The sequence below is a fragment of the Aliarcobacter thereius LMG 24486 genome, from assembly GCF_004214815.1.
GTDB classification, from domain to species: domain Bacteria; phylum Campylobacterota; class Campylobacteria; order Campylobacterales; family Arcobacteraceae; genus Aliarcobacter; species Aliarcobacter thereius.
The window spans coordinates 1-25,014 of the sequence record NZ_CP035926.1 but is presented as its reverse complement, the minus strand read 5'-3'; the positions used below and the strand labels follow the sequence as shown (position 1 = coordinate 25,014).

At 26.9% G+C, this 25,014-nt stretch carries 25 protein-coding genes; 18 read left to right on the top strand and 7 right to left on the bottom strand.

Going from position 1 to position 25,014, the window contains the following annotated elements; all coding sequences use genetic code 11:
• Positions 1-10 precede the first annotated feature (10 nt).
• On the bottom strand, positions 11-1,339 hold the full coding sequence (gene purB / locus ATH_RS00125; protein ID WP_066182094.1) for an adenylosuccinate lyase: 1,329 nt from the start codon (positions 1,337-1,339) through the stop codon (positions 11-13).
• Positions 1,340-1,451: 112 nt separating this feature from the next.
• Here purB and ATH_RS00120 point away from each other — a divergent pair, with 112 nt between their 5' ends.
• On the top strand, positions 1,452-2,354 hold the full coding sequence (locus tag ATH_RS00120) for an RluA family pseudouridine synthase (protein ID WP_066182091.1): 903 nt from the start codon (positions 1,452-1,454) through the stop codon (positions 2,352-2,354).
• Positions 2,355-2,366: 12 nt separating this feature from the next.
• On the opposite strand, the gene ATH_RS00115 is transcribed toward ATH_RS00120, so the two are convergent.
• Positions 2,367-3,548: a YbfB/YjiJ family MFS transporter gene (locus ATH_RS00115; RefSeq protein WP_066182088.1), complete on the bottom strand. Its 1,182-nt coding sequence runs from the start codon at positions 3,546-3,548 to the stop codon at positions 2,367-2,369.
• Positions 3,549-3,645: 97 nt separating this feature from the next.
• Between ATH_RS00115 and ATH_RS00110 the strand changes: the two genes are divergently transcribed.
• From ATH_RS00110 to ATH_RS00030, 17 genes are all read left to right on the top strand, one after another.
• Positions 3,646-4,476: a LysR family transcriptional regulator gene (locus tag ATH_RS00110; protein WP_066182085.1), complete on the top strand. Its 831-nt coding sequence runs from the start codon at positions 3,646-3,648 to the stop codon at positions 4,474-4,476.
• A 248-nt stretch (positions 4,477-4,724) separates the two neighbouring features.
• Entirely contained in the window at positions 4,725-5,507 is a 783-nt protein-coding gene (locus ATH_RS00105; protein ID WP_066182082.1) for a TOBE domain-containing protein, read from the top strand.
• A gap of 9 nt (positions 5,508-5,516) precedes the next feature.
• Positions 5,517-6,263, top strand: a complete 747-nt coding sequence (modA, locus tag ATH_RS00100) for a molybdate ABC transporter substrate-binding protein (protein WP_066182079.1) — start codon at positions 5,517-5,519, stop codon at positions 6,261-6,263.
• 13 nt (positions 6,264-6,276) lie between these two features.
• A complete protein-coding gene (locus ATH_RS00095) occupies positions 6,277-6,669 on the top strand; it encodes a TOBE domain-containing protein (RefSeq protein ID WP_066182076.1) in 393 nt (130 codons plus the stop codon).
• Positions 6,662-7,354, top strand: coding sequence for a molybdate ABC transporter permease subunit (gene modB, locus ATH_RS00090; protein ID WP_066182073.1), 693 nt, complete (start codon positions 6,662-6,664; stop codon positions 7,352-7,354). The genes ATH_RS00095 and modB overlap by 8 nt, the downstream gene beginning before the upstream one ends.
• Positions 7,355-8,209 carry an ABC transporter ATP-binding protein gene (locus ATH_RS00085; RefSeq protein ID WP_066390016.1) on the top strand — a complete coding sequence of 285 codons (855 nt, stop codon included), beginning with the start codon at positions 7,355-7,357 and terminating at the stop codon, positions 8,207-8,209.
• A gap of 46 nt (positions 8,210-8,255) precedes the next feature.
• The gene (locus tag ATH_RS00080; RefSeq protein ID WP_066390018.1) at positions 8,256-10,256 is read left to right on the top strand and encodes a TonB-dependent receptor plug domain-containing protein; all 2,001 of its coding nucleotides are present in this window, start codon (positions 8,256-8,258) and stop codon (positions 10,254-10,256) included.
• Positions 10,257-11,255 (top strand): LLM class flavin-dependent oxidoreductase, encoded by a 999-nt coding sequence (locus ATH_RS00075; protein ID WP_066182067.1) that lies wholly within the window; start codon positions 10,257-10,259, stop codon positions 11,253-11,255.
• The gene (locus tag ATH_RS00070; RefSeq protein ID WP_066182062.1) at positions 11,248-12,258 is read left to right on the top strand and encodes an ABC transporter substrate-binding protein; all 1,011 of its coding nucleotides are present in this window, start codon (positions 11,248-11,250) and stop codon (positions 12,256-12,258) included. Before ATH_RS00075 ends, ATH_RS00070 begins: the two co-directional genes overlap by 8 nt.
• On the top strand, positions 12,255-13,265 hold the full coding sequence (locus tag ATH_RS00065; protein ID WP_066182060.1) for a FecCD family ABC transporter permease: 1,011 nt from the start codon (positions 12,255-12,257) through the stop codon (positions 13,263-13,265). Before ATH_RS00070 ends, ATH_RS00065 begins: the two co-directional genes overlap by 4 nt.
• A complete protein-coding gene (locus ATH_RS00060) occupies positions 13,265-14,032 on the top strand; it encodes an ABC transporter ATP-binding protein (RefSeq protein WP_066185326.1) in 768 nt (255 codons plus the stop codon). The genes ATH_RS00065 and ATH_RS00060 overlap by 1 nt, the downstream gene beginning before the upstream one ends.
• An 11-nt stretch (positions 14,033-14,043) precedes the next feature.
• Positions 14,044-16,203, top strand: a complete 2,160-nt coding sequence (locus ATH_RS00055) for a TonB-dependent receptor plug domain-containing protein (protein ID WP_130234638.1) — start codon at positions 14,044-14,046, stop codon at positions 16,201-16,203.
• Positions 16,204-16,211: 8 nt separating this feature from the next.
• Entirely contained in the window at positions 16,212-16,946 is a 735-nt protein-coding gene (locus ATH_RS00050; protein WP_066390022.1) for a hypothetical protein, read from the top strand.
• A complete protein-coding gene (locus ATH_RS00045; protein ID WP_066182049.1) occupies positions 16,946-17,149 on the top strand; it encodes a hypothetical protein in 204 nt (67 codons plus the stop codon). Before ATH_RS00050 ends, ATH_RS00045 begins: the two co-directional genes overlap by 1 nt.
• Positions 17,139-17,603 carry a hypothetical protein gene (locus ATH_RS00040; RefSeq protein WP_066390024.1) on the top strand — a complete coding sequence of 155 codons (465 nt, stop codon included), beginning with the start codon at positions 17,139-17,141 and terminating at the stop codon, positions 17,601-17,603. Before ATH_RS00045 ends, ATH_RS00040 begins: the two co-directional genes overlap by 11 nt.
• On the top strand, positions 17,603-18,409 hold the full coding sequence (locus tag ATH_RS00035; RefSeq protein WP_066182043.1) for a class I SAM-dependent methyltransferase: 807 nt from the start codon (positions 17,603-17,605) through the stop codon (positions 18,407-18,409). Before ATH_RS00040 ends, ATH_RS00035 begins: the two co-directional genes overlap by 1 nt.
• Positions 18,406-18,912, top strand: a complete 507-nt coding sequence (locus ATH_RS00030; RefSeq protein WP_066182040.1) for a molybdopterin-dependent oxidoreductase — start codon at positions 18,406-18,408, stop codon at positions 18,910-18,912. The genes ATH_RS00035 and ATH_RS00030 overlap by 4 nt, the downstream gene beginning before the upstream one ends.
• A 1-nt stretch (position 18,913) precedes the next feature.
• On the opposite strand, the gene ATH_RS00025 is transcribed toward ATH_RS00030, so the two are convergent.
• The 5 genes from ATH_RS00025 to dnaA form a co-directional block, all read right to left on the bottom strand.
• Positions 18,914-19,321, bottom strand: a complete 408-nt coding sequence (locus ATH_RS00025; protein WP_066182036.1) for a YqaA family protein — start codon at positions 19,319-19,321, stop codon at positions 18,914-18,916.
• 204 nt (positions 19,322-19,525) lie between these two features.
• The gene (locus ATH_RS00020; protein WP_066182031.1) at positions 19,526-20,110 is read right to left on the bottom strand and encodes a hypothetical protein; all 585 of its coding nucleotides are present in this window, start codon (positions 20,108-20,110) and stop codon (positions 19,526-19,528) included.
• Between the two features lie 27 nt (positions 20,111-20,137).
• A complete protein-coding gene (gene gyrB, locus ATH_RS00015; protein WP_066182028.1) occupies positions 20,138-22,459 on the bottom strand; it encodes a DNA topoisomerase (ATP-hydrolyzing) subunit B in 2,322 nt (773 codons plus the stop codon).
• A 25-nt stretch (positions 22,460-22,484) separates the two neighbouring features.
• Positions 22,485-23,555 carry a DNA polymerase III subunit beta gene (gene dnaN, locus ATH_RS00010; RefSeq protein ID WP_066182026.1) on the bottom strand — a complete coding sequence of 357 codons (1,071 nt, stop codon included), beginning with the start codon at positions 23,553-23,555 and terminating at the stop codon, positions 22,485-22,487.
• A 148-nt stretch (positions 23,556-23,703) separates the two neighbouring features.
• Positions 23,704-25,014 carry a chromosomal replication initiator protein DnaA gene (dnaA, locus tag ATH_RS00005; RefSeq protein ID WP_066182022.1) on the bottom strand — a complete coding sequence of 437 codons (1,311 nt, stop codon included), beginning with the start codon at positions 25,012-25,014 and terminating at the stop codon, positions 23,704-23,706.

Genomic DNA, 25,014 nt, shown 5'->3' with positions numbered 1-25,014 from the left:
ATCCCCTAATTTATTTGAATACTCTGTTATAAATTGCATCAACATTTTTTGTGTAATAGTCAAAATTAAAGCACTCTCTAATTTTTTCTTCACTTAAACTATTTCTTAAATCTTCATCAGCTAATAAATATTGTAAATATAGTGAATCACCATTTTCATCTGTTGTTGCTTTTCCTTTTTGGATACCTTCCCAAACTTTCATAGCATTTCTTTGAACTATTTTATAAGCATCTTCTCTACTTACTCCTGCTTTTGGAAGCTCAAGTAAAACTCTTTGAGAAAACACCAATCCACCTGTAAGATTTAGATTTTTCATCATATTTTCAGGCATTACTGTAAGATTTGCAATAACGCTGTTCATTCTATGAAGCATAAAATCTGTTGTAATAAATGCATCTGGTAACCAAAATCTCTCTGTTGAAGAGTGAGAAATATCTCTTTCATGCCAAAGTGCAACATTTTCCAATGCTGGAATACAATAAGCTCTTATCATTCTTGCAAGTCCTGTTATATTTTCAGTTAATATTGGATTTCTTTTATGTGGCATTGCTGAACTTCCTTTTTGTCCAGCTGCAAAATACTCTTCTGCTTCATAAACTTCTGTTCTTTGAAGATGTCTTACTTGAACAGCAAATTTTTCTACACTTGAAGCTAATAGTGCTAAAGTAGTAGCAAGTCTTGCATATCTATCTCTATGTATAACTTGATTAGAACAAGGCTCTGGTTTTAATCCAAGTTCTGCCATAGCATACTCTTCAAGTTCTAAAGGTGCATGAGCAAAATTTCCCATAGCTCCACTTATTTGTCCAACAGCAATTACTTCCATAGTATCTTCAAGATTTTTTAGATGTCTTTTAACTTCATCATACCAAACTGCAAGAGTTAATCCAAATGTAATTGGCTCTCCATGAATTCCATGGCTTCTTCCTACCATTAAAGTATATTTATGCTCTTCGGCTCTTTTTTTAATAGATTCCATAAGCATTTTTACATCATCAATAATAATTTCTAAAGAGTCTCTCATTTGTAAAGCAACACCTGTATCAACAGCATCTGAAGATGTCATTCCATAATGAAACCATCTTGACTCTTCTCCTAAACTCTCACTTACACTTGTATTAAATGCTATTAAATCATGTTTAGTGATTGCTTCAATCTCTTCAATCCTCTCAACAGAAAATTTTGCATTTTTTACTATTTTCTCGCAGTCGCTATCTGGTATAAGACCTAATTTATTCCAAGCTTTTACAGCTGCTTTTTCTACTTCTAACCAAGCTGCATATCTTGCCTCTTGTGTCCATTTAGAACTCATTTGTTCTCTAGCATATCTTTCAACCATAAATTACCCTTCTAATCATATTTCTATAAAATTTATAATAAAATTGTATTAATTTTGAATTTGAACTATATCCAAGTAGAACAAAATATAAGATAAAATCTAAGGAAAATATTTGGCATTTACACTTAAGAAATATAAAGCTATAAAAGATAAAAGAATACAAGCTTTTTTGGTACACAACCTTGATATAGAGGGCAGAATAGCACAAAGACTTGTCTCAAAAGGAAGAGTTTTTGATGAAAATATGAATAGTATAAAGACAGGGGAAACAATCCCAACAGAGTTCATATTTATAGCACTTTTTGAAGGTCATACAAGAGGTTTAAAACCATTATTAGAATTTCAAGATTTTGCAATTTTTGATAAACCAACACATTTAATGGTTCACCCAATTTCAAAAAATACAGAGTATTCATTACTTGATGAAATTCGTTATCACTTTGGAGAAAATGCAAATCTAATTCATAGAATTGATGCAGAAACAAGTGGTTTAGTAATTGTTGGGAAAAATAAAAAGAGTGAAATAGAACTAAAAGATATGTTTCAAGATAAAAAGTATCATAAATCTTATTTAGCTATTGTAAATGGTAAAGTTAAAAATGAGATAAGAATAGATAAAGCTCTTGATAGAGAAGGGCTTTTAATTGGTGTTAGAATGAAAGTTTGCAGCGAAAATGAAGGTGGGAAAGAGTCAATTACTATTATAAAACCTATTTTTTATAATAAAGAAAGAGATCTTACTTTAATTGAAGCAATTCCACTTACAGGAAGACAACACCAAATAAGAGTTCATCTTCACTCAATAGGTCACACAATTTTAGGAGACCCAATTTATGGTGTTGATGATATAAATGCTGAAAACTATCTAAATAAAACTCTAAGTAAAGAAGATAGATTTAAAGTTACAGGTTCAAATAGACTTTGGCTTCATGCAAATCATCTTGAGTTTCCCTATAAAGGAATTACTTATAAGCTTTACTCAAAAAATCAAGATATTTTAAATCAAATAATGTGAATCTTTTAAATTTTAAGAGATATCACTTGGTTCAAATTTTTTAGCTAATAAAAGTATAAAAGCTCCTCCAATAACAATAAGAGCTGTTAAAATAAGTGCATAATCATAGTTTCCATATTTTTCAATAAAATATATACTATAAAGTGGTGCTACAACTTGTCCTATTCCATAAGAAGATGTCATAGCTCCCATTAGAACAACTGGATTTCCACGAGAAAGCTGACCACCTAAATTCATAAAAAGAGCAACAAGTCCTATAAATGTTCCACCATATAAAATACCACTTAAAAAATTAAAATAGATATTTGAACTAAAGACTGGAATTAATATTCCAACTGCTTGAAGTAAAAGTGCAATTATAATTATATTTGAACTTCCAAATCTATGTGCAAGAAGCATCCAAACTATACAAGATGGAATTCCAGCAAGTCCAACTAAAGTCCAAGTAATACTTCCATATCCCTCAAGTCCTGGAAGATTATTTATAATATCTGGCAAAAATGTAGCTTGAACTACAAATCCTATACCTTCTGCAAAATATGCCATAATCAAAACAATTACAAATGGTGTAAACAAAGAAAAATCAAATTTTACTTTAACAGCATTTTGTTTTACCTCTTTATCAAAAGATAAAATATAAACACTATAAAATGATAATATAAGTGCAAATATTGCCAAAATAGCCCAAGAATCTCTCCAAGTGTAATCTAAACTTAGGAAAAATCTTGCTATTAAATCTGTTGTTAAAATAGAAAAACCAATTCCACTAAAATGTATTCCCATAGCTTTTGTTTTACTTTTAATTGTAAGTTTCTGCATAACAATAGCTGTTCCTACAATTAAACACATAGCTCCCGCAAATCCTCCTAAAACTCTTGAAATTATCCAAAATGTATTGTTATCACTAAAAGCTAAAACGAAAGTACTAGAGATTGCAAGAAAAACTCCTAATCTATAAAGATAAACTTTTACATTTATATCTTTTACAAACATAGAAAAAATTGATCCTGCTAAATATCCAGCAAAATTTAATGAAGCTAAAATTCCTACAAATTTAATACTCAAATAATCTTCAAGCATAGCTGGAATTAATCCAGTAAATGCAAATCTAGCAACTCCTAATCCAATTATAATTGAAAATATTCCAGCAATTAATATTGCAATATTATTATTTCTATCAAAAATCTTTAACATCTCTCATCTCTCTTAAGTCAAATATTTGTTATCATATCACTAAGGGTTATTCTATGTCAAATAATCAATAATGATAGATGATATAAGGAAAAATGATATGGATCTTAATTTATTAAAAGTTTTTATATCTGTTGCAGATAATAAAAGTATTTCTCTTGCATCAAATGAACTAAAATGCTCACAATCAAATGCAACTTCAAGAGTAAAACAACTTGAAAAAATACTTGATACAGAGCTATTTTATAGAGTTCCAAAAGGTGTAATATTGACAAATAATGGTGAGCTATTTTATCCTCAAGCTTTAGAGATTGTTCATAAAATGGAAAACTCTATAAAAAGCTTAAAAAATGAAAATAGTATGAACTCTCTTAAAATTGGTTCAACAGATTGTAATGCAGCTGTTAGAATTTCTCCTTTTTTATTACAACTTCATAATGATTTTCCAAATACACAGCTTGAACTTTTTACTGGAACTACAAAAGATATCTATGAGTTAATTCTTGATTATAAAGTAGATATTGCTTTTATAAGTGGTGAACCTAAAAATAAAAATCTAAAAGTTTTAAAAAAATTTGAAGAAGAGATAGCAATTTTAGAACCAAAAAAGAAAAATGTTCCAAATGTTACACTTACTTTTAAAGAAGGTTGTGTTTATGATGAATTTTTAAAAAACTACTATAAAGAAAAAAATATTTATGTAGAAAAATCCTTATCTTTTGGAAACCTAGAAACAATTCTCTCTTGTATCAAAGTGGGAATGGGAAAATCTTTACTTCCTTTAAGTCTTGTAAGAAAAATGGGATATGATAAAGATATAAAAATTACTATTTTACCAAAAAGTGAAGCAAATATTCCTACTTGTCTAGTTTGTAGAGTTGATAATATTCCAAAAATTAGTGATTATTTAAAAGAGATAGTTTTTGATTAATAAGCGATGAGTATAGGCGTTTTAGTTAAACTTTTCTGTAAGTTTTATACTCATCACTTATCAATATATATTAAAATTGCGAAATTATAGCAGTTTTTTATTTATTCTTGTTTAGGTTTTTAAACTAATTTAATCAATTTATATTTTTTTCGATTTTTTTACCTAATTTGAGTTATCATTATAACTTAAGCTACATAAAGATAATATTTTGTGTCGTTATGTAAATCTGTATATAACAAAGGATTTTTATGCAAATTTCATCAAACTTGACTTTAGAACTTTTTGACAAACCTTTTTTACTTGAAAAAAGAATCGCTCTTTTAAATGCAATTAAAAAAACAGGTTCAATCAATAAAGCATCAAAAGAAGTTCCACTTAGCTATAAAGCAGCTTGGGAAGCTATTGAAGATATGAATAATTTATCAAATACTCCAATAGTAATAAGAGAAACTGGTGGTGTTGGTGGTGGTGGAACAAAGCTAACTTCTTATGGAGAGAATCTTTTAAATACATATTTTCTTTTAAAAGAGGAACAAAAGAAATTCTTGGAAAACCTACATAGAATTACAGATCTAAATAGCGGAACTCTAAAAACAATTAGGAGATTATCAATGCAAATTAGTGCTAGAAACCAAATTATTGCTGTTGTTTCAAATATAAACAAAGGCGCAGTAAATGCAGAACTTACTTTAAAACTTAAAAGTGGAAAAGAGCTTGTAAGTGTTATTACTCTTACATCTGTTGAGAATCTTGATTTAGAAAAAAATGATGAAGTTGTTGCTTTAATCAAATCAAGCAATGTTCTGATTTCAACTGATACTAGTCTAAAAGTTAGTGCTAGAAACTGCTTAAGAGGAAAAATTGAAGCTATAAATAGCAGTGATGTAAACTCTGAAGTTGTTATAGATATTGGAAATACAGATAAAATAGTAACTATTGTAACTACAAATTCTGTAAAAAATTTAGGTTTAGAAGTTGGTCTTGAAGTTGATGCTATTATAAAAGCATCTGATATTATGATAGGTAGATAAGGATAAAATATGAAAAAAATAGTTTTAGTATTTGCATTTTTATGTTCAAGTGTTTTTGCAGGAACAATAAATATAGCAGTTGCAGCGAATGTATCTTATGCAATCAACGATTTAATTGCAGAATTTAACAAAACAAATCCAGATACAAAAGTTCAAGTAACTTTAGGAAGTAGTGGAAAATTTACAGCACAAATTGAAAATGGAGCTCCATTTGATATATTTATGAGTGCAAATATGAAATTCCCTGAAAATTTATATAATAAAAAATTAACTGTAACAGAACCTGTGCTTTATGCTCAAGGTAGTTTAGCAATGCTAAGTTCAAAAAAACTTGACCTTTCAAAAGGTATTAATATTGTAACAGATAAAAAAGTTATAAAAGTTGCAATTGCAAATCCAAAGACTGCTCCATATGGAACAGCATCTGTTGAAGCATTTAAAAATGCAAAAGTTTATGATGATATTGAATCAAAACTAATCTATGCAGAATCAATCTCTCAAGCTGTAACTTATGCTTTAACAGCTGCAGAAGTAGGATTTATTGCAAAATCATCTTTATATGATGAAAAAATGTCTCAATACAAAGAGAATATTGACTGGGTAAGTGTTGACCCAAAATTATATACTCCAATTGACCAAGGAATTGTTATTTTAAATAGAGCAAAACAGAACAAAGAAGCTAGAGCTTTTTATGATTTTATCCTAAGCCCTAAAGCAAAAAAGATATTTGTTGATTTTGGATATTTAGTAAAATAATAAAAGAGTAAATATGATTGCAAGAGTAAAAAATATTCATTCTAGTGATAGTTTAAATATTATTGAGTTTGATTTTTATAATAATATTTTTAAGATGATGAGTTTAGATTTAATTGAAAATTTACAAGTAGGTTCAAAAGTTGAGCTACTTGTAAAACCTACAAATATATCTATTTCAAAAAAACATATTGAAGATATTAGCTTATCAAACCAAGCTCTTGCAAAAATTATCTCTATAAATAGTGGAGAACTTTTATCAAATATTATTTTAGAGATAAACAGTACAAAGCTTGAAAGTATAATTACAAAAAATTCTAAAGAGAGATTAAACTTAAAAGAGAATGATGAAGTAAATATTTTAATAAAAGCTAGTGATTTATCAATTTATAGGATTTTAAATGATTGAATATTTATTAAGTGTAGATTATGCACCTTTTACATTATCTTTTAAATTAGCTCTAATTACAACTTTGATTTTGTTTGTTTTATGTATGCCTCTTGCTTGGTATTTATCACAAACAAAGTCAAAATCGAAACCATTTATTGAAGCACTTTGCACTATGCCTTTAGTTGTTCCTCCAACTGTTTTAGGATTTTATTTGCTTTGGGGATTATCTCACAATTCTCCTATTGGACAATTTTTTCAAAACTATTTTGGTATTAGTTTAGTTTTTAATCTAAATGGAATAATAATTGCAAGTTGTCTTTATAGCCTTCCTTTTATGGTTCAACCACTTCAAAGTGGTTTTGAAAGCCTAAATAAAAATATGATAGAAGCAAGTTATATTAGTGGAAAAAGTAAATTTAAAACTGTTTTACTAATAGCTTTACCAAATATCAAACCATCACTTCTTACAGCTCTAATCATAACTTTTGCTCATACTGTTGGAGAGTTTGGAGTTGTTTTAATGATTGGTGGAAGTATTCCAAACGAAACAAGAGTTGCTGCTATTGCTATTTATGAGTTTGTTGAAATACTTGATTATAAAAATGCTCATATTTATAGCTTAATTATGATTGTTATGAGTTTTATTACACTTCTTGCTGTTTACCTTTTTAATGGTAAACAAAAAAGAAATAGAGTTATATAAATGATAGATTTAAATATAAAAAAAGAGCTTCACGGAAGCACAGGAAAAATGCTTTTAGATATAGATTTATCTATAAAAACTGGAGAGTTTGTAGCTTTAAGTGGAATTAGTGGAAGTGGTAAAACTACAATTCTAAGAGTTTTAGCAGGTTTAGAAAATGCAAATGGAAAGATTATTGTAGACAATGAAATTTGGCTTGATGATAAGTTTATAAAACCAGTTCAAAAAAGAGATATTGGTTTTGTTTTCCAAGATTATGCACTTTTTCCAAACTTAACAGTTATAGAAAATCTTCTTTTCGTGAAAAAAGATAAAGAACTTGCAAAATATCTTTTAAATCTTACAGATTTATATGAGTTAAAAAATAGATATCCAAGCTCTTTAAGTGGTGGACAAAAGCAAAGAGTGAGTTTATGTAGATCTTTGATGAAAAAACCAAGAATTTTACTTATGGATGAGCCACTTTCAGCACTTGATCCTAATATGAGATTAAAACTTCAAGATGAAATTTTAGCACTTCATAAAGAGTTTAAGACAACAACAATAATGGTAAGCCATGATCCAAGTGAGATGTATAAACTTGCTTCTAGAGTTCTTGTTTTAAAAGAGGGAAAAATAGCAAATGATGGTTTAGCAAAAGATATTTTATTAAAAACAGAAGGTAGCCAAAAGTTTAGTTTTGAAGGTGAACTTCTTGATATTTTGAAAGTAGATATTATAAATATTGCTGTTGTTGCTATTGGTCAACAAATTGTAGAAGTTGTTATTAGTCAAAAGGAAGCAGAAAGTTTAAAAATAGGGCAAAGAGTAAATGTAAGTACAAAAGCATTTACTCCAAATTTAAAAGGAGTATAATTTTTTTTCAAGGTCGTTATATACTAAAATAGATAAAGGAATAGGTATGGTTAGAAAATTGAGCTTTGTTGTAGCTACAACACTTTTTGCAGGAACACTTCTTGCAAATGAAACAACAAATTTAGGACAAATTGATATATTTGAAAAAACAAATTCAGATAGTAAATTCAAAAGCAATGAAATAAGTGCTGAAGATATGGAACTTCAAAACAAAAATAGTGTTTTGGATGCTTTAAATACAATTAGTGGATTAAACACTTATGGTTATGGTGCAAGAGGAGAGCAAACAATCTCTATAAGAGGTTTTAGTGGAAGACATGCTCCTGTGTTTATTGATGGTATTGCTATAAATCTTCCTGTTGAGGGTTATGTAGATTTATCAAACTATATGACTTTTAATCTTGATAAAATTCAAGTAACAAAAGGTTTAAGCTCTCCACTTTTAGGTATTAATACTTTTGCAGGTGCTATTAACTTAGTTACAAAAAGACCAACAAAAGAGCTAGAAGGTACTCTTTCAACTGGTGTTTTTAATGGAAAAGGAAGAAAATCTTACTTAAATCTTGCTACAAATCAAGGTTTATATTATGTTCAAGCTAGTGGTTCTATTATGGAAAGAGATTACTATCCAATGTCAAGTGATTTTAAAGAAACTACTATTCAAGATAACAATAAAAGAGTAAATTCTTATAAAAATGATCAAAATATAAATCTAAAAGTAGGTTTTACTCCAAATGAAACTGATGAATATGCATTTAACTATATAAATCAGAAAACAGATAAAGGTATGCCAACAGATGTTTATAATGGTGATAGTGCAATGACAGATCCTAAAAAAGGTGGTCCTTATAGACAGTGGGATTATTCAAATAAAGAGAGTTTTTACTTCTTATCAAATACAAACTTTGATTTAGGATATATAAAATCTAGAATCTTCTATGATAAATATGAAGATAGTATGAATTTCTATAAAGATATCTCTTTTTCTGAATTACATCTGACTCCAACTCCTTATGATGCAAGCACAAAAGGAATTTCACTAGAACTTGGTCAATATGATACACAAAGAAATAGTTTAAAACTAGCCTTACATGCGAAACAAGATATTCAAAAAGACAATGAAAAAGATGGAAAAGTTTATAGAAAGAAAATGAACTATTTTTCTATTGGCTTAGAAAATACATTTAGAGTAACAGATGACTTTAGAATTATTGCAGGTGCAAGCTGGGATAAAGATGAAGTAAAAGAAGCAAATAACAAAAATCCAGATGCAACTTATGGAAAAGAGTTTGAACATGCAAGTTCTGACTCTTTTAATCCTATGATTAAAGTTGAGTATGATATAGATGATAGTTTTTCTACTTATGCAGGAGTTGCAAAAAAAACAAGATTTGCAAGTTTAAAAGAGAAATACTCTTATAGATTTGGTAAACAAATTCCAAATCCAGAATTAGAACCTGAAAAAACAATCAACTATGAAATAGGTGCTAGTAAACTATTTGAAAATCAGGGTATAAAAGCAGTACTATTTTACTCTGATGTAAAAGATTATATACAATCTGAAATAACTAACCCTAGTGCACCAAAGAATAATCAAATAAGTAAAAACTACAACCTTGGAAAAGTTAAACATATGGGATATGAGCTAGAGTATTTCTATGCATTTGATAATAATCTTGATTTTGATGCAAGCTATACAAGACTTTTAACTAAAAATGAAGAGATAAATAAAGATACAGGTAAAAAAGATCTAATCACAGATGCTCCAAAACATAAAATTGCTCTAAGTGCAACATATAGACCAATCAAAGGTTTAATGACAAATATAAATATGCAATTCTCTTCAAGCAGACACACTCATTCAAAAAATAAAGAAAAAGATGTAAGTAGTGCAGCTATTTGGAATGCAAAACTTGCTTATGAGATTAAAAAAGGTTTAACTTTTGATATTGGTGCATCAAATATTTTTGATAAAAACTATTCTTATAGTTATGGTTACCCAGAAGCTGGAAGAGTTGTTTACTCAAATATTACTTATAAGTTTTAAATGAAAAGTGCGATTTTTTCTCTTTTTGAAAATTGGGAAGATGATTACGAAAAAGCTATAACAGACCAGATAGAACTGGTTTGTTATGCAGAAAAGCTAGGATTTGATGAAGCATGGCTTACAGAACATCACTTCAACAACTTTAGCGTAAGCCCATCTCCACTTAGTGTTGCAAACTATCTTTTAGGAAAAACAAACAAGATAAAAATAGGAACAGCTGGAATACTTCTTCCATATTATAATCCTATAAAACTAGCTGAAGATATTGCAACAATCAAATCCTATGATGAAGATAGATTTTTATATGGTATTGCAAAAGGTGCATTTGCTATTTATGATAAAACTTTTAAAACAGATGGAATAACAAATAGAGAGCTTATGTTTGAGGCAAATGAACTTATTCATAGATTACTTTTAGAAGAGAGAGTAACTTTTAGTGGCAAGTTTTTCTCTTGTGAAGATATATCTATAAGACCAAAAATAAAAAAACCAATGACTACTTTCATAGCTTCTGAATCTCTTGAAGCCATAGAAAAATGTGCAAAAGAAGATTTCTCTTTAATAGGAAGCTTAGCTTTAAGTAAAGAGAAAATAAGAGATATTTTTAAAAACTTTGATAGTTTTAATCCAAAAAAGAGTTTATCTTTTAGAGTTGCAAGAGGTATAAATATTGGTTTTAATCAAAAAGAGATTGAAGAAGAGACAAAAAAAAGTGCTGAAATATTTTTAAAATCTATGCTTCTATCAAAAGATACAAATCCTACTTTAGTGAAACTTCTTACAAAAGAGTATTTACAAATAAGAGAAACTTTGTTTGACAAAAATAGGATTTTGCAAAATGCAATTTATGGAACACCAAAAGAGTGTGTGGAACAGATAAAAGAGTTGAAAAGTGAATTTAATATTGAAGCACTTTTATTAAAACCTCTTGTAAGCTCACAAAAAAGAGCAAAAGAGGTATTAGATTTATATATAAATGAGGTAAAACCATATGTTTAGAACAGTTTTTTTAATAGCTTCTATTGTAATTTTTTTAAATGCAAAAATTTATGAAGATATGCTAGGAACAAAGATAAATATTGAAAAAGTAGAAAAAATTCATGCAGCAACTCCTATTTTATTATATTCATTATATGCAATTGATAAAGATAAAATTGCTGGATTAAACTTCCCTTTTAATGAAAATGAAGCAAAATTTATTGATAAAAGAATTGTAGATTTACCTGTACTTGGTGGTTGGTTTGGTCAAGGAAGAGTGCCAAATAGTGAGATGATTTTACAAGCAAAACCTGATGTGATTTTACTATCTGATTCTACAAAAAAAATGGGAGAAAAGAAACTCAAATCATCTTTAGGAAATATAAATGTACCTTTGGTTTATCTAAAAGCAAACACACTTGAAGAACTTGTTTCTTCTTTTTATTATATAGGAAAACTTGTAGATAAAGAGAAAAGAGCAAAAGAGTTAGAAAACTATGGAAATGAGAGTTTAAATTTAGCAAAAGAGATAGAAAAAAAAGTAAGCAAAAAACCAAAAGTATATTATGCAGAAGGAAATAATGGACTTTTAACTGATTGCAATACTTCAATTCACTCAGAATTAATAAATCTTGCAAGTGGAGATAATGTTCATAAATGCCAAGCCACAAATAGTTTTGGAAGACAAGCTGTAAATTTTGAACAAGTTTTAAACTACAATCCTGAAATAATCTTAGTTTATGAAAAAGAGTTTTATAAAAATATTTTTAATGATAAGAAATGGCAACTAATAGATGCTGTAAAAAATAAAAAAGTATATTTTTTACCAAAAGGTCCTTTTAGCTGGTTTGATAGACCACCATCATTTATGAGATTATTGGGCTTAAGATATATTATTTCTATACTTCATCCTGATTTATATGAGATGGATATTTATGAAGAATCAAAAAAGTTTTATAAACTATTTTTAGATTTAGATTTAGATAATTCGCAAATAGATGATATTTTAGGCAAAAATTTATGATAAAAAGTGGCTATTTTGTTTTAGCTTTAGCTTTAATAATTATTATTAATGCTTCACTTTTTTTAGGTCAATATGAGATAAGTTTAAATGAATATTTTATGTTTATTCAAAAGTTATTAGGATTTAACTCTTCAATATCTATTGAGAAATATGAAACTATGAAAAGTATTATTTTTGATATTAGATTACCTAGAATCATATCTGCTGTTTTAATAGGAGCTTCTTTAGCAGTTGCTGGAGCTTCTTTTCAAGCTATGTTTGTAAATCCTTTGGTTTCTCCTGGAATTTTAGGAGTTTTAAGTGGTGCTTCTTTTGGTGCAGCTCTTGGTATGATTTTAGGCTTAAACTGGTTTTTGATAAATCTTTCTACGTTTATTTTTGGAATTCTTGCCGTTTTTTTTGCTATTACTATATCTTTTATCTACTCTAGTTCAAGAAATATGATTATTTTAGTTCTTGGTGGAATTATTAGTAGTTCTTTATTTTCAGCTTTGCTCTCTATTATAAAATATGGAGCAGATACAAATGATGTTTTACCAGCAATTACATATTGGCTCATGGGAAGCTTATCTTTTAGCACAAGTTCTATTGTTTGGAATTTAACTATTCCTATGCTTGGTGGAATTTTGATTTTAATCTTTTTTTCAAAATATTTAAATGCTTTAAGTCTTGGAGATGAAGAGGCAAAAGCTCTTGGAGTAAATACAAAACTTATAAAACTAATCATAATAATAGTAGCCACTTTAATAAGTGCATTAAGTGTTATTTTAGCAGGAATTATTGGTTGGATTGGATTAATTATTCCTCATATTACAAGGCTTATTTTTGGAGCTGATAATAAAGTAATCTTACCAATGAGTGCTCTTATTGGTGCAATATTTTTACTTATTGTTGATAATACATCTAAACTAATTTTTAGCTTTGAAATACCTATTGGAATTGTTACAGCAATTATAGGAATTCCTATTTTTATCTTTGTTTTAAAAAATGCAAAAAAAGGTTTTTGATGAAATTAATAGAAGCAAAAAATATATCTTTTTCATATAAAAATAATCAAGTTTTAGATGATATAAATTTTGAATTAAATCAAGGAGATATTCTATCTCTTTTAGGGAAAAACGGTTCAGGAAAAACTACTTTATTAAAGATACTTTTAGGAATATTCAAATCAAAAGGTGAAGTAAAAATTTTAGATAAGAGTATAAAAGAGTATTCAAATAAAGAGTTAGCAAAACTTATTTCTTATGTTCCTCAAACTCATCAGATTCCTTTTGATTATACTATTTTTGATGTCGTTTTAATGGGAAGGTTACCACATATTGGACTATTTTCAAACTACTCTTCAAAAGATAGAGATATTGCTATAAAAGCACTAGAAAAAGTAGGGATTTTACACCTAAAAGAGAAAATATATTCTCAAGTAAGTGGTGGAGAAAGGCAACTTGCTTTTATTGCAAGAGCTTTAACACAAAGTGCAAAAATCATATTTATGGATGAACCAGTTACTGGACTTGATTATGGAAATCAATTAAAACTATTAAATTTTTTAAAAACACTATCAAAGGAGGGCTATACATTTATAAAAACAACTCACTATCCAGAACATGCTTTATATGCTTCAAATAAAGTAATGATGTTAGAAAAAGGGAAAGTGCTGGATTTTGGGGATATTGAAGAAAAACTTACACAAGAAAACATAAAAATACTTTACAACATAGATGTAGAAATTATATCAAAAAAGAATGGATACAAATATTGTATCCCAATTTTATAGTAGGAAGAAAAATGAAAAAAAGTATAATAAGTTTATCACTAATAGCTTCAGCTTCATTAGCTCAAAGTTACAATTTAGGTCAAGTAAATGTAGAAGCAAAAAAAAATCAAAATATAAATGTATTTGAAAAGACAATCACTTCTGATGATATTTCAAGAGATAATAGTATTGATATATCTGATGCTTTAGACAATATAAGTGGAGTTAGCAAAGATATTCAAGGTGGAAGAGGTGAATCAACTATTCATATTAGAGGATTTAATTCAAAAAGAGTAGGTGTTTTTATAGATGGAGTTCCTATTTATGTTCCTTATGATGGAAACTTTGATTATGGAAGATTTTTAACAACGGATATTTCTCAAATTGATGTATCTAAAGCTTACTCTTCTGTTGTATTTGGTGGAAATACTATGGGTGGAGTTGTTAATATTATTTCTAAAAAACCAAAAAAAGAGTTTGAAGGAAATATAAAAGCTGAAATGATTTTTGACTCAAATATGAAAATGGCTAGACATATTGAGAGTTTAAATTTAGGAACAATGCAAAAAAATGGTTTTTATACTCAAGTAGGAGCTAGTTATTCAAAACAAGATCACTTCAGAATGAGTGATGATTTTAAAGGAAATTCTCATCAAGCTTCAGGAGATAGATTAAGAAGTGAAAATGAAGATAAAAAGATATCTTTAAAAGTAGGTTATGTAGCAAATGATGATAGTGAAATATCTATAAATTACTCAAATCAAAAAGGTGAAAAACAACAAGCTCCTGTAACTGATACAAGTTTTGCTAAAGAAAAGTACTGGGATTGGCCAAAAGTTGATAAAGAATCTATATCTATTGTTGGGCAAAAAAACTTTAATAATAGCTATGTAAAAGCTCTAGCATATTATGATAGTAGTAAAAACAATCTAAATTCATATAAAGATAATACTTACTCTTCTTTTGATAATAATAAGAAAACATTTAAAAATGAAAATGAAGATTATACATATGGTGCTAGAGTAGAATATGGTTTAGCAAATGATAATAATTTCTTTAAAACAGCTACAAACTACAAAAAAGATTCTCACAAAACTTATGATATAGGAAAAACAAATAATAAAAAAACTTTAAGTGAAAATTATGAAGATCATACAATTTCTTTAGGAGTAGAAAATATATATAATATTACTCCAAAATTAGAATTATTGGCTGGTTTGAGTTATGATATGAAAAAAGCTGATAAGCTTTATGATACTGAAACAAAATATTTAAATATGATGAAATTAGAAGAAAATGACTCTTTTTCTCCACAAGCTGCTTTAATATATAGTATTGATGATGATTCAAAATTAAGAGTAAGTGTTTCAAAAAAAACTTATATGCCATCTATGAAAGATAGATACTCTAGAGGTCCAGGGGGGGATGGTTCTGGTGGTGGAAACGGTTCTGGTGGTGGAAACGGTTCTGGTGGTGGAAACGGTTCTGGTGGTGGAAACGGTTCTGGTGGTGGAAACGGTTCTGGTGGTGGAAACGGTTCTGGTGGTGGAAACGGTTCTGGTGGTGGAAACGGTTCTGGTGGTGGAAACGGTTCTGGTGGAGAAAAAGTTCCAAATCCAGATTTAAAAAGTGAAGAAGCTATCCACTATGAACTATCTTATCAAAGATATTACAATGGTTTAAATTTTGCTTTAGCAGGTTTTTTTACAAGAGTTGATGATGCAATTCAAAATGTTACTTATAATTCAAATAAAAACTTAAAACAAAACCAAAATATTGGTAGTTTTGACCATAGAGGTATAGAATTAGATTTAGAGTATGCAAATGATGATTTTAAAATTGGTACAAACTATACATTTATCTCTATAAAAAATAGAAGCAACAATAATAATAAAATTGTAGATGTTCCAAAGCATCAAATATTTTTCTTTGCACAAAAAGAGATTGGTGCAGGTTTTTCTATATATGGAAATATGAAGTTTAGAAAAGGTGCTTATGAAAATAAAATGGATAAATCATATGTAGAAAATCCAACTACAACAACATTTGATATAAAAGCTATTTACAAAGCAAATAAAAATTTAAGTGCACAAATTGGTGTTAAAAATATTGGTGATAAATTAATTAGATATGATATGGCTTATCCTATGGCAGGAAGAGAGTATTTTGCATCTTTAGAATATAAATTTTAGGCAAAAAAATGGAAAAATTTAAAACATTTATAGCAATTGATGATACAGATGAGATAGGATATTTTATCTCAACTGGAGAAATTTGTGAAAATATTGCAAAATATATAAGAGAAAAATACTCAAATACAAGTGCTATAACAAGACATCAACTATTTTTACATGAAGATATACCTTATACTTCTCACAATAGTTCAATGTGTTTTACATGTGATTTATTTTTAAAAGAGTTTGAAGATATAAAAAAATATATTTTAAATTATGTTTCAAATATAAGTGCTCCATCATCAAGTGGTGGAGTTGCTATGGTTTTCGAAAAAGATATAAAAGATATTAAACAACTAATAAATTATGGTTTTGATGCAAAGAATAAAGTTTTAAATAAAAAAATTGCATATAATCTTGCAAAAGAGCAAAATATATTTTTAAAAGAGATAAAAAATGAGGGAAATGGAATAATAGGAGCTTTGGCTGGTATTGCTTTAAGACTTAGTGGAAATGATGGAAGATTAAGAGGAAAAGTAAAATTAAAAGCTCAAAAATTAAATGCAAAAGAGCTTTTAGAAGATAAGATAATTGATGATATAAAACTTCCTAATAATCAAAAATTAGATTTATCAAAAGAAATATTTTTTGATGATTCTAGTTTAAAATGGATACTAAAAAACAATAAAAAAACACTTCTAATAAAAGATTCAAATGAGTTTTATCTTCCATTAAATAAAGAAGAGTTGGCAATATACTAATGTTTGATAATAAAAATATATTTTTATTTGGTAAAAAAAGTTTTAAAGAAGCTATAAAGGCTGTTTGTAAAGAGTTTAAACAAGATGTTGATGAAGAAGAGTGCATAACATCTTTAGATATAAAATCTTGTTACAATTGCCTTTATAGAAGATGGACAAAAGATAGTTTTATCTGTACAAAAAGGGTTTTATTTGATAAATAGTATTCGTATTAGAGTTTTTGTTATTTTCATACTAATTTTTAGTTTATTTACAGCACTTTTTAGTGGTTACTTCATATTGGAAGGTGAAAACTATATAAAAATTCATTTAATTTCAATATCAATTTTTATAATCTCATTAATATCTCATATTTTTCTTAGAAAAAAGAGAGTTTTGAAGCTATTAAAAGAGAGTTTTAAAAAAAATTCAAAAAATAAAAAATATGATTTTCATAACTCTTTAGATAACTTAAGTTTAAACTCTTTAAGTAATTTAATTAAAAAATTGAATTTAGATAAAAAAAGAGTTGAAAAAGTATTAAAAGATATCAATTTTGATTTCAAAAACTTTGATGATACTTTACAAGATATTGCAGATAACAATGATTTTCAGCCTCAGAAACTGTTTATAATAATCATAGAAGATCATTTAAAAAATATAACAAAGGAGAAATAATGGCATTAGCAAAAACAAATTTAGAAAAATTAGCTTTTTCTAAACTATATAAAAAACAGATGAAAAACTCTACTTTTAAAAGTAAAAATAGTGGAGATTGGGATAAAAAAGCAAAGCATTTTAGTGAAAATGTTGTAAATAGTCCTTATACAAAAGAGTTTATAAGTAGAGTTGATTTAAGTAGTTGTGAAACTTTACTTGATGTAGGAAGTGGACCAGCAACAATATCTTTAGCACTTGCAGATAAACTTAAAAGTGTTTATGCACTTGATTATTCAAAAGAGATGCTAAATTATGCAGAACAAAATGCAAAAGAAAGAGATGTAAAAAATCTAAAAACTATAAATAAATCTTGGTATGACTCTTGGGACGATGTTCCAAACGCTGATATTGTAGTTGCTAGTAGGTCAATGGAAGTAAAAGATATTAAAAAAGCTTTAAAAAAATTAAATAGTAAAGCAAATAAAAGAGTTTATATAACTACAAAAGTTGGTGGAAGTTTTATAGATAAAGAGATTTTAGCTCAAATAAAAAGAGATATTATTCCAAGACCTGATTATATATATTTAGTAAATACACTTCACAGTATGGGAATATTTGCAAAAGTTGATTTTATAGAGACAAAAAACTCTAAATTTGATTCTCCTGATGAAGATGGATTTATACAAAGCTTGAAATGGAGTTTAGGCGAAATGTCTAAAAAAGAGGAAAAAATTTTAAGAGAATATTTTAATACTACTTATAAAAATAAAATAGAAAAAGAGGGATTAACTTGGGCATTTATCTCTTGGGAAGTAAATAAATGAGAAGCTTAGCTTTTCTTTTACTTCTATCTTTATTTTTATTTTCAAATGAAAATAACTATAAAGTATCAAAAAATCTTGAAATCTCTGGTCTTGTTTTAAATAAATTAAACTTAGATGTAAAAGAACTTGAAAAACTAAGTTATTTTAAAAGTGGTTCAACTCCTGTTATTTGTATGAGTGGTGAAACAAAAGATAATGTAAAGAGCTATGAAGGTGTTTTATTAAAAGATTTATTAGATAAAGCAGTAATAGATATAAATAGTAGAAAAGATTTTAACAAAATATATATTCAGGCAATTTCAAGTGATGGTTATGAGGCTATATTTTCATATAATGAAATTTTTAATACAAAACTAGGAGATAATATAATAGTTTTTTATAAGAAAAATGGAAAATATCTTGAAGATTATCAAGGTAAAATTGCACTTATAAGTATTGATGATATAAGAAATGGTCCAAGACATATAAAATGGCTTGAAAAAATCATTGTAGGTAAAATTTAAATCAAATTATCAAAGCTATAAATAGATATCTACTTAGCTTTGATATTACTAGCAAAACTAAAAATTTCTTAAAATTGTATTTCAAAATACCAGCTACAAAAGTAATAGGATCTCCAATTATTGGTAACCATACAAATAAAATAGATATACCACCATATTTATCAAAGTATTTTTTACAAATATCTATATATTTTATATTTATTAATCTCTTTTTTATTAAATATTCTTCACCTTTTAAGCCCAAATAATAGTTTAAAACTGAACCTAAACTATTTCCTAAAGTTCCAAAGAATAGAAGTAAATAGATGTTATAACCAGCTTTTATATCATATATTAAAAGTGCTTCACTTCCAAATGGAAGCAAAGTTGCAGATAAAAATGCAGAAATAAAAAGTATAAAATATGTCATTCTTCTCTTTTATAATAAATTAAAGATATTTTAGTTAGAATAACCGTCTTTTAAAGTAGCATTGAGAACACAAAATAGTGTTTTGAATGCTCCTTTTTAGACCTTTTCAAACTTTACTAAAGACAACGCCCCAGGATGGGAACATAGCAAGGCACCTTTTTTAGAGTTGTGATTGGGTATCTGGGAAGGAGTGCTAAACTTCTTTTAAAATAAATCTTTAAAATCATCCCTATAAATTAATATTTTTTTACTATTTTTATTATAGATAAATCTTTTATCATCATTTTTTATAGAATTAATTATAATATCTTTTATTTCAATATCACTTTTTGAAGCTTTCTTTAAAATAATAAAAAACTCTTTTAAAGTTAAAAACTCACTTCTATTTTCAGAAGTTTTATCTTTTTTATACTCTATTTCATTTTTATAAACTGTTCTCATCTCATTAAAAGCACTTTGTAAAAGTTTTATTTCACTATTAAATACATCAATTGCCATTTTATGACTATTTTCAAGTCTTTTTATCTCTTTATCATGCATTTTTTTAAGGTATTTAAGTGATTTTTTTAAGATTAGAATTTGTTCGTCTTTTAAATTTGCAATAATATTTTGTTCATCTTTATTATCTTTTTTATTTGTATATTTTTGATCTATTTCATCTATATATACAAATATTTTTCCATCTTTTGTTTCAGATTGGAGTTGATTTCTTTTAATACGATAATGAACCCCTTGAACAGAAATTCCTAAAATTTCTGAAGCTTCTTTTGTACTAACAAGTTTTTTCAAATCAAACTCCCCCTAAATAAAGTTTAATTAAACATCTAAATGTTCAACTTCTTTTGCATGAGATTCAATATAGTTTCTTCTAGGTTCAACTTCATCTCCCATAAATAGAGTAAATGTATCACTAGCAATCTCTGCATCTTCAATTTTTACTCTTAATAGTCTTCTATTATCTGGTGTCATTGTTGTTTCCCAAAGTTGCTCTGGATTCATCTCTCCAAGACCTTTATATCTTTGAATATATGCACCTTTTTTAGCAAGATTTTCTATCTCTTCTAATAATTCTATTAAATCTCTACCTTCAAAAAGAGTTAAATCTCTATCTTTTAATTTATTAAAAATAAATGTAGATTCACTAAAATATGGAGATGCAAAAAGATCATTATCTATAATTAACTCTTCAAGTCCCTCTTTAGTTTGAACAAATAGTTGAATTTTATCTTCAGTTATAACTTTTGATAAAATATTATGTCCTTTTGATTCAATAAACTCTTTTACTTTTTCATATAAATCAACAAACTCTAAATTTACTAAATTACTATTTTCAATTAAGTGTTTTAATACTTCTAAAAGTGAATATCTTTTTGCAAGTTGTTCAAGCATTGCTCTATATCTTGCAACTTGTTTAAATAGATCTAAAAGGTCATTATAACCCATTCCTTGAAATTCAAAACTCTCTAAACCATTTTCTATTAGATATGAAGATAAAGCAGCATTATCTTTTAGATAAATTTCATTTTTACCTTTTTTATATCTATAAAGTGGTGGTTGAGCAATATATAAATAACCTTTTTCAACTATTGGTTTTAAAAATCTAAAGAAAAATGTTAGAAGTAAAGTTTGAATATGGCTACCATCAACATCGGCATCGGTCATAATTATAATTTTATGATATCTTATTTTTTCATCATCAAAATCTTCACCAATTCCACAACCAAGTGCAGTAATAATATTTCTAATTTCATCAGATTTTAGAATTTTATCAAGTCTAGATTTTTCAACATTTAGAATTTTACCTTTTAGAGGCAATATTGCTTGATAAACTCTATCTCTACCTTGTTTTGCTGAACCTCCAGCTGAATCCCCTTCCACTAAATATAGCTCTTTAATTGCTGGATCTTTACTTTGACAATCAGCAAGTTTTCCTGGAAGTGTTCCTATACTAATTGAATCTTTTTTTCTAGTAAGTTCTCTTGCTTTTTTAGCTGCTTCTCTTCCTCTTGCTGCCATTAAAGCTTTTTCCATAATAGCTTTTGCATGAACTGGATTTTCTTCAAAATATTTATCTAAATTATCTCCAGTTAATTTTTGAGTAATTGGTCTTACATAAGAACTTCCTAATTTTCCTTTTGTTTGACCTTCAAATTGTGGTTCTGGAACTTTAACTGAAACAACTGTAATTAATCCTTCTCTTACATCATCACCTGTAATTTTTACATCTTTTTCTCTTGCACTTGCATTTTCATTTAAATATTTAGAAATACTTCTTGTAAGTCCAGCTTTAAATCCTGCTTCGTGAGTTCCACCATCTATTGTTCTAATATTATTTACAAAAGATAGAGTTTTTTCAATGTAAGTATCATTATATATTAAAGCAATATCAACTTCTACTCCATCAACTTTATCACTAAATGAAATTACTTCACATAGAGCTGTGTCTTTATTTAAATCTTCAACAAACTGTTTAATTCCACCTTCAAAATGATAAACTTCTTTTTTACCAATATTTTCATCTTCAAGAGTAATTGTAATAAATGGGTTTAAATATGCAACTTCTTTAAATCTTTTAGCAAGAATAGCAAATTCATATCTTGTAACTTCAAAAATAGTATCATCTACTAAAAAATCAATTGTTGTTCCTGTTTTTCTAGGACTATCTCCAATAATTTCAAGAGTATTTTTTGGAATACCTTCACTAAATATTTGTTGGTGAATTTTTCCTTCTCTATAAATAGTCATTTTTAAATCTTTTGATAAAGCATTTACAACAGAAACTCCAACTCCGTGAAGTCCTCCTGAAACTTTATAAGTATCTTTATCAAACTTTCCACCAGCGTGAAGAACTGTTAAAGCAATAGTTGCTGCACTTACTCCTTCTGTTGGATGAATTGCAGTTGGAATTCCTCTTCCATCATCTTCTATTTTTGCTCTTCCATCTTTTGTTAAAGTAATTTTGATATTTTTACAATATCCAGCCATTGCTTCATCAATAGAGTTATCAACAACTTCATAAATTAAGTGGTGAAGTCCATTTATATTTGTATCACCAATATACATTCCAGGTCTTTTTCTAACAGCTTCAAGACCTTTTAAAACTTTAATATTACTTGCACCATATTCTTGTTGTGACATTTTTCTAAATCCTTATTTGATATTTTTATTTTTCTAAAACAATTGGCATTACAATTGTTATAAATTTATTATCTTCTAAATAGAAAGGAAGATTTGATTCATTAAATCCAATTCTTACTTTCTCACTATTTGACATTGAGAAGAAATCTAAAATATATTTAGCATTTACAGCAATGTAAAAATCTTTTTCTATATTTAAATCAATATCTATTTGTGTATTTGCAACACTATCTTCATCTAAAGATTCAAATAAAATAGCATTTTTTGTAAATGTAATTTTTATATTTGAAGATAAAGAAGTAATTAGTTTTATTGATTCAACTACACTATTTTTTGGAATAAATATATTGTATTTTAGATTTGTAGGAATAATTCTTTCATAATCTGGATATTTTCCATTTATTAATTTTGTAAAGAAAGTACTATTTTCATTTGATATTACTAAATTAGTATTATCATAAGATATTTTTGCTTCATCTAAAAATAGTTTTTGAATTTCAAATATAGCTTTTTTAGGAATTATTAATTGTGCTTCATCATTTGACATATTTTCTAAATGAGTTAAAGCTAATCGTCTAGTATCAGTTGCACAAAAATTTATTTTCTGACTTTTAATATCTATTAAAGCACCATTTAATTCAAATTTTGGATTATTACTATCAATTGCTGGAGATATTTTTTTAATTGAATTCATAAAATTTGAGATAGATATTGATAACTCTTTTAAATTTTCATATTTATTAATAGTTGGAAATTCATTTGCATCATAAGTTGGTAATTTAAATATAGATTTATTTTGTTTTATTATTAAATTACTTGAACTTGTTTCTAAAGATATATCTTCGTTTTTTAATCTTTTAATAAAACTTAATAAATTAACACCATTTACAGTTGTTTTTCCATCTTCATAGTTTGATATATTTTCTACAAATGTTTCAAAACCAATTTCATAATCAGTTGCTTTAGCAATTAATCTATTATTTATGATTTCAAGATATATGTGAGAAGTTATTGCACTAGAATCTTTTTTCTCTAAAAATGCTTGCATTGAGCTAACAACATTTTCTAACACTTGTTTGTTTATTACCAACTTCATTTTTTCTCCTATTTAGTTTATTTCTTTAGTATTAGTAGTAGGTCATGTGAAAAGATGAAAATACCTTTTAAACCACCAAGATTTGGATAGTTTAGATAGTGAATAAAACTATTTTTATATTCACATCTTTTCACACATTTACTTACTTCTACTCCTTATTTATTAATTTATTCTTTAAATTTTGAATAACTAACTTAAAATTTTCATCACTATTCATAAGTTCAGTAGTTTTTTTCACATTATGTGAAATAGAACTATGATCTTTCATATCTAAAAATTTTGCAATATCAGGCATTGAATTATGAGTTAATTCTCTTGCAAGATATATTACAACTCTTCTAGCATTTGCAACTGCTGAAGTTCTTTTTTTAGATTTTATATCACTTGGTTTTATATTTAATTCACTTGCAACTAAGCTAATAATATCTGGAAGTTTTATATTCTCTTTATTCTCTTTTATTTGATCTTTCAAAAGATTTTGAACCATTGCAAGATTTATCTCTTGATTAAGAAGTGATGCACTAGCATTTATTCTTATTAGAACACCTTCAATTTCTCTTATAGAACTATCTAAAGTTGTAGCTATAAAAGATATAATTTCTCTTGAAAGATTAATACCATTTAGCTCACTTTTTTTCTCAATAATTGCAATTTTTGTTTCAAGTCTTGGAATTTGAATATCAGTTGTAAGTCCCCATTCAAATCTTGATTTTAATCTATCAACTAAACCAGCAATTTGTGAAGGTAATCTATCACTTGTCATAACAATTTGTTTTTTTGCATTATGAAGCTCATTAAAAGTATGGAAAAATTCCTCTTGAGTCTGTTCTTTTCCACTTAAAAATTGAACATCATCTATAAGTAATAAATCACAATTTCTATATTTTGTTCTAAAATGTTCCATATTTTTATTTTTTAGAGAAAATGTATAATCATTCATAAATTGTTCGATTGTTACATAAATTACTGTTTTGTCATTTTCTAAAGCTTTATTTCCAATAGCTTGTAAAATATGTGTTTTCCCAAGTCCTGTTCCACCATAAATAAAAAGTGGATTATATTGAATTCCTGGTTTATTTGAAACAGCAAGTGCTGCATTATAAGCCATTTGATTTGATGGTCCAACAACAAAAGAGTTAAATGTATATGAAGGATTTAAAATAGTACTTTCAGGAGTTTGATTTTGAATTTGTAGTTCATTTTGTTTTTTTAATTTTCTTTCACCAGCGATTCTTAGCTCAATTTCTGGTTTAAAACTACTATATTTTTCAAAAAAATCTTTTAAATTTTCTTCAAATTTATTTTTTATCCAAGCAGCAATATATCTATTTGCTACTTCAAATATAGCAATATTTTCTTCAAGTGATAGCTTTTTTAAATTTAGTTGTTTAAAATATCTATCAAAATCAATAGAATTTGTCTCTTTTTGGATATTTACTAAAAACTCTTTTTGTGTCAT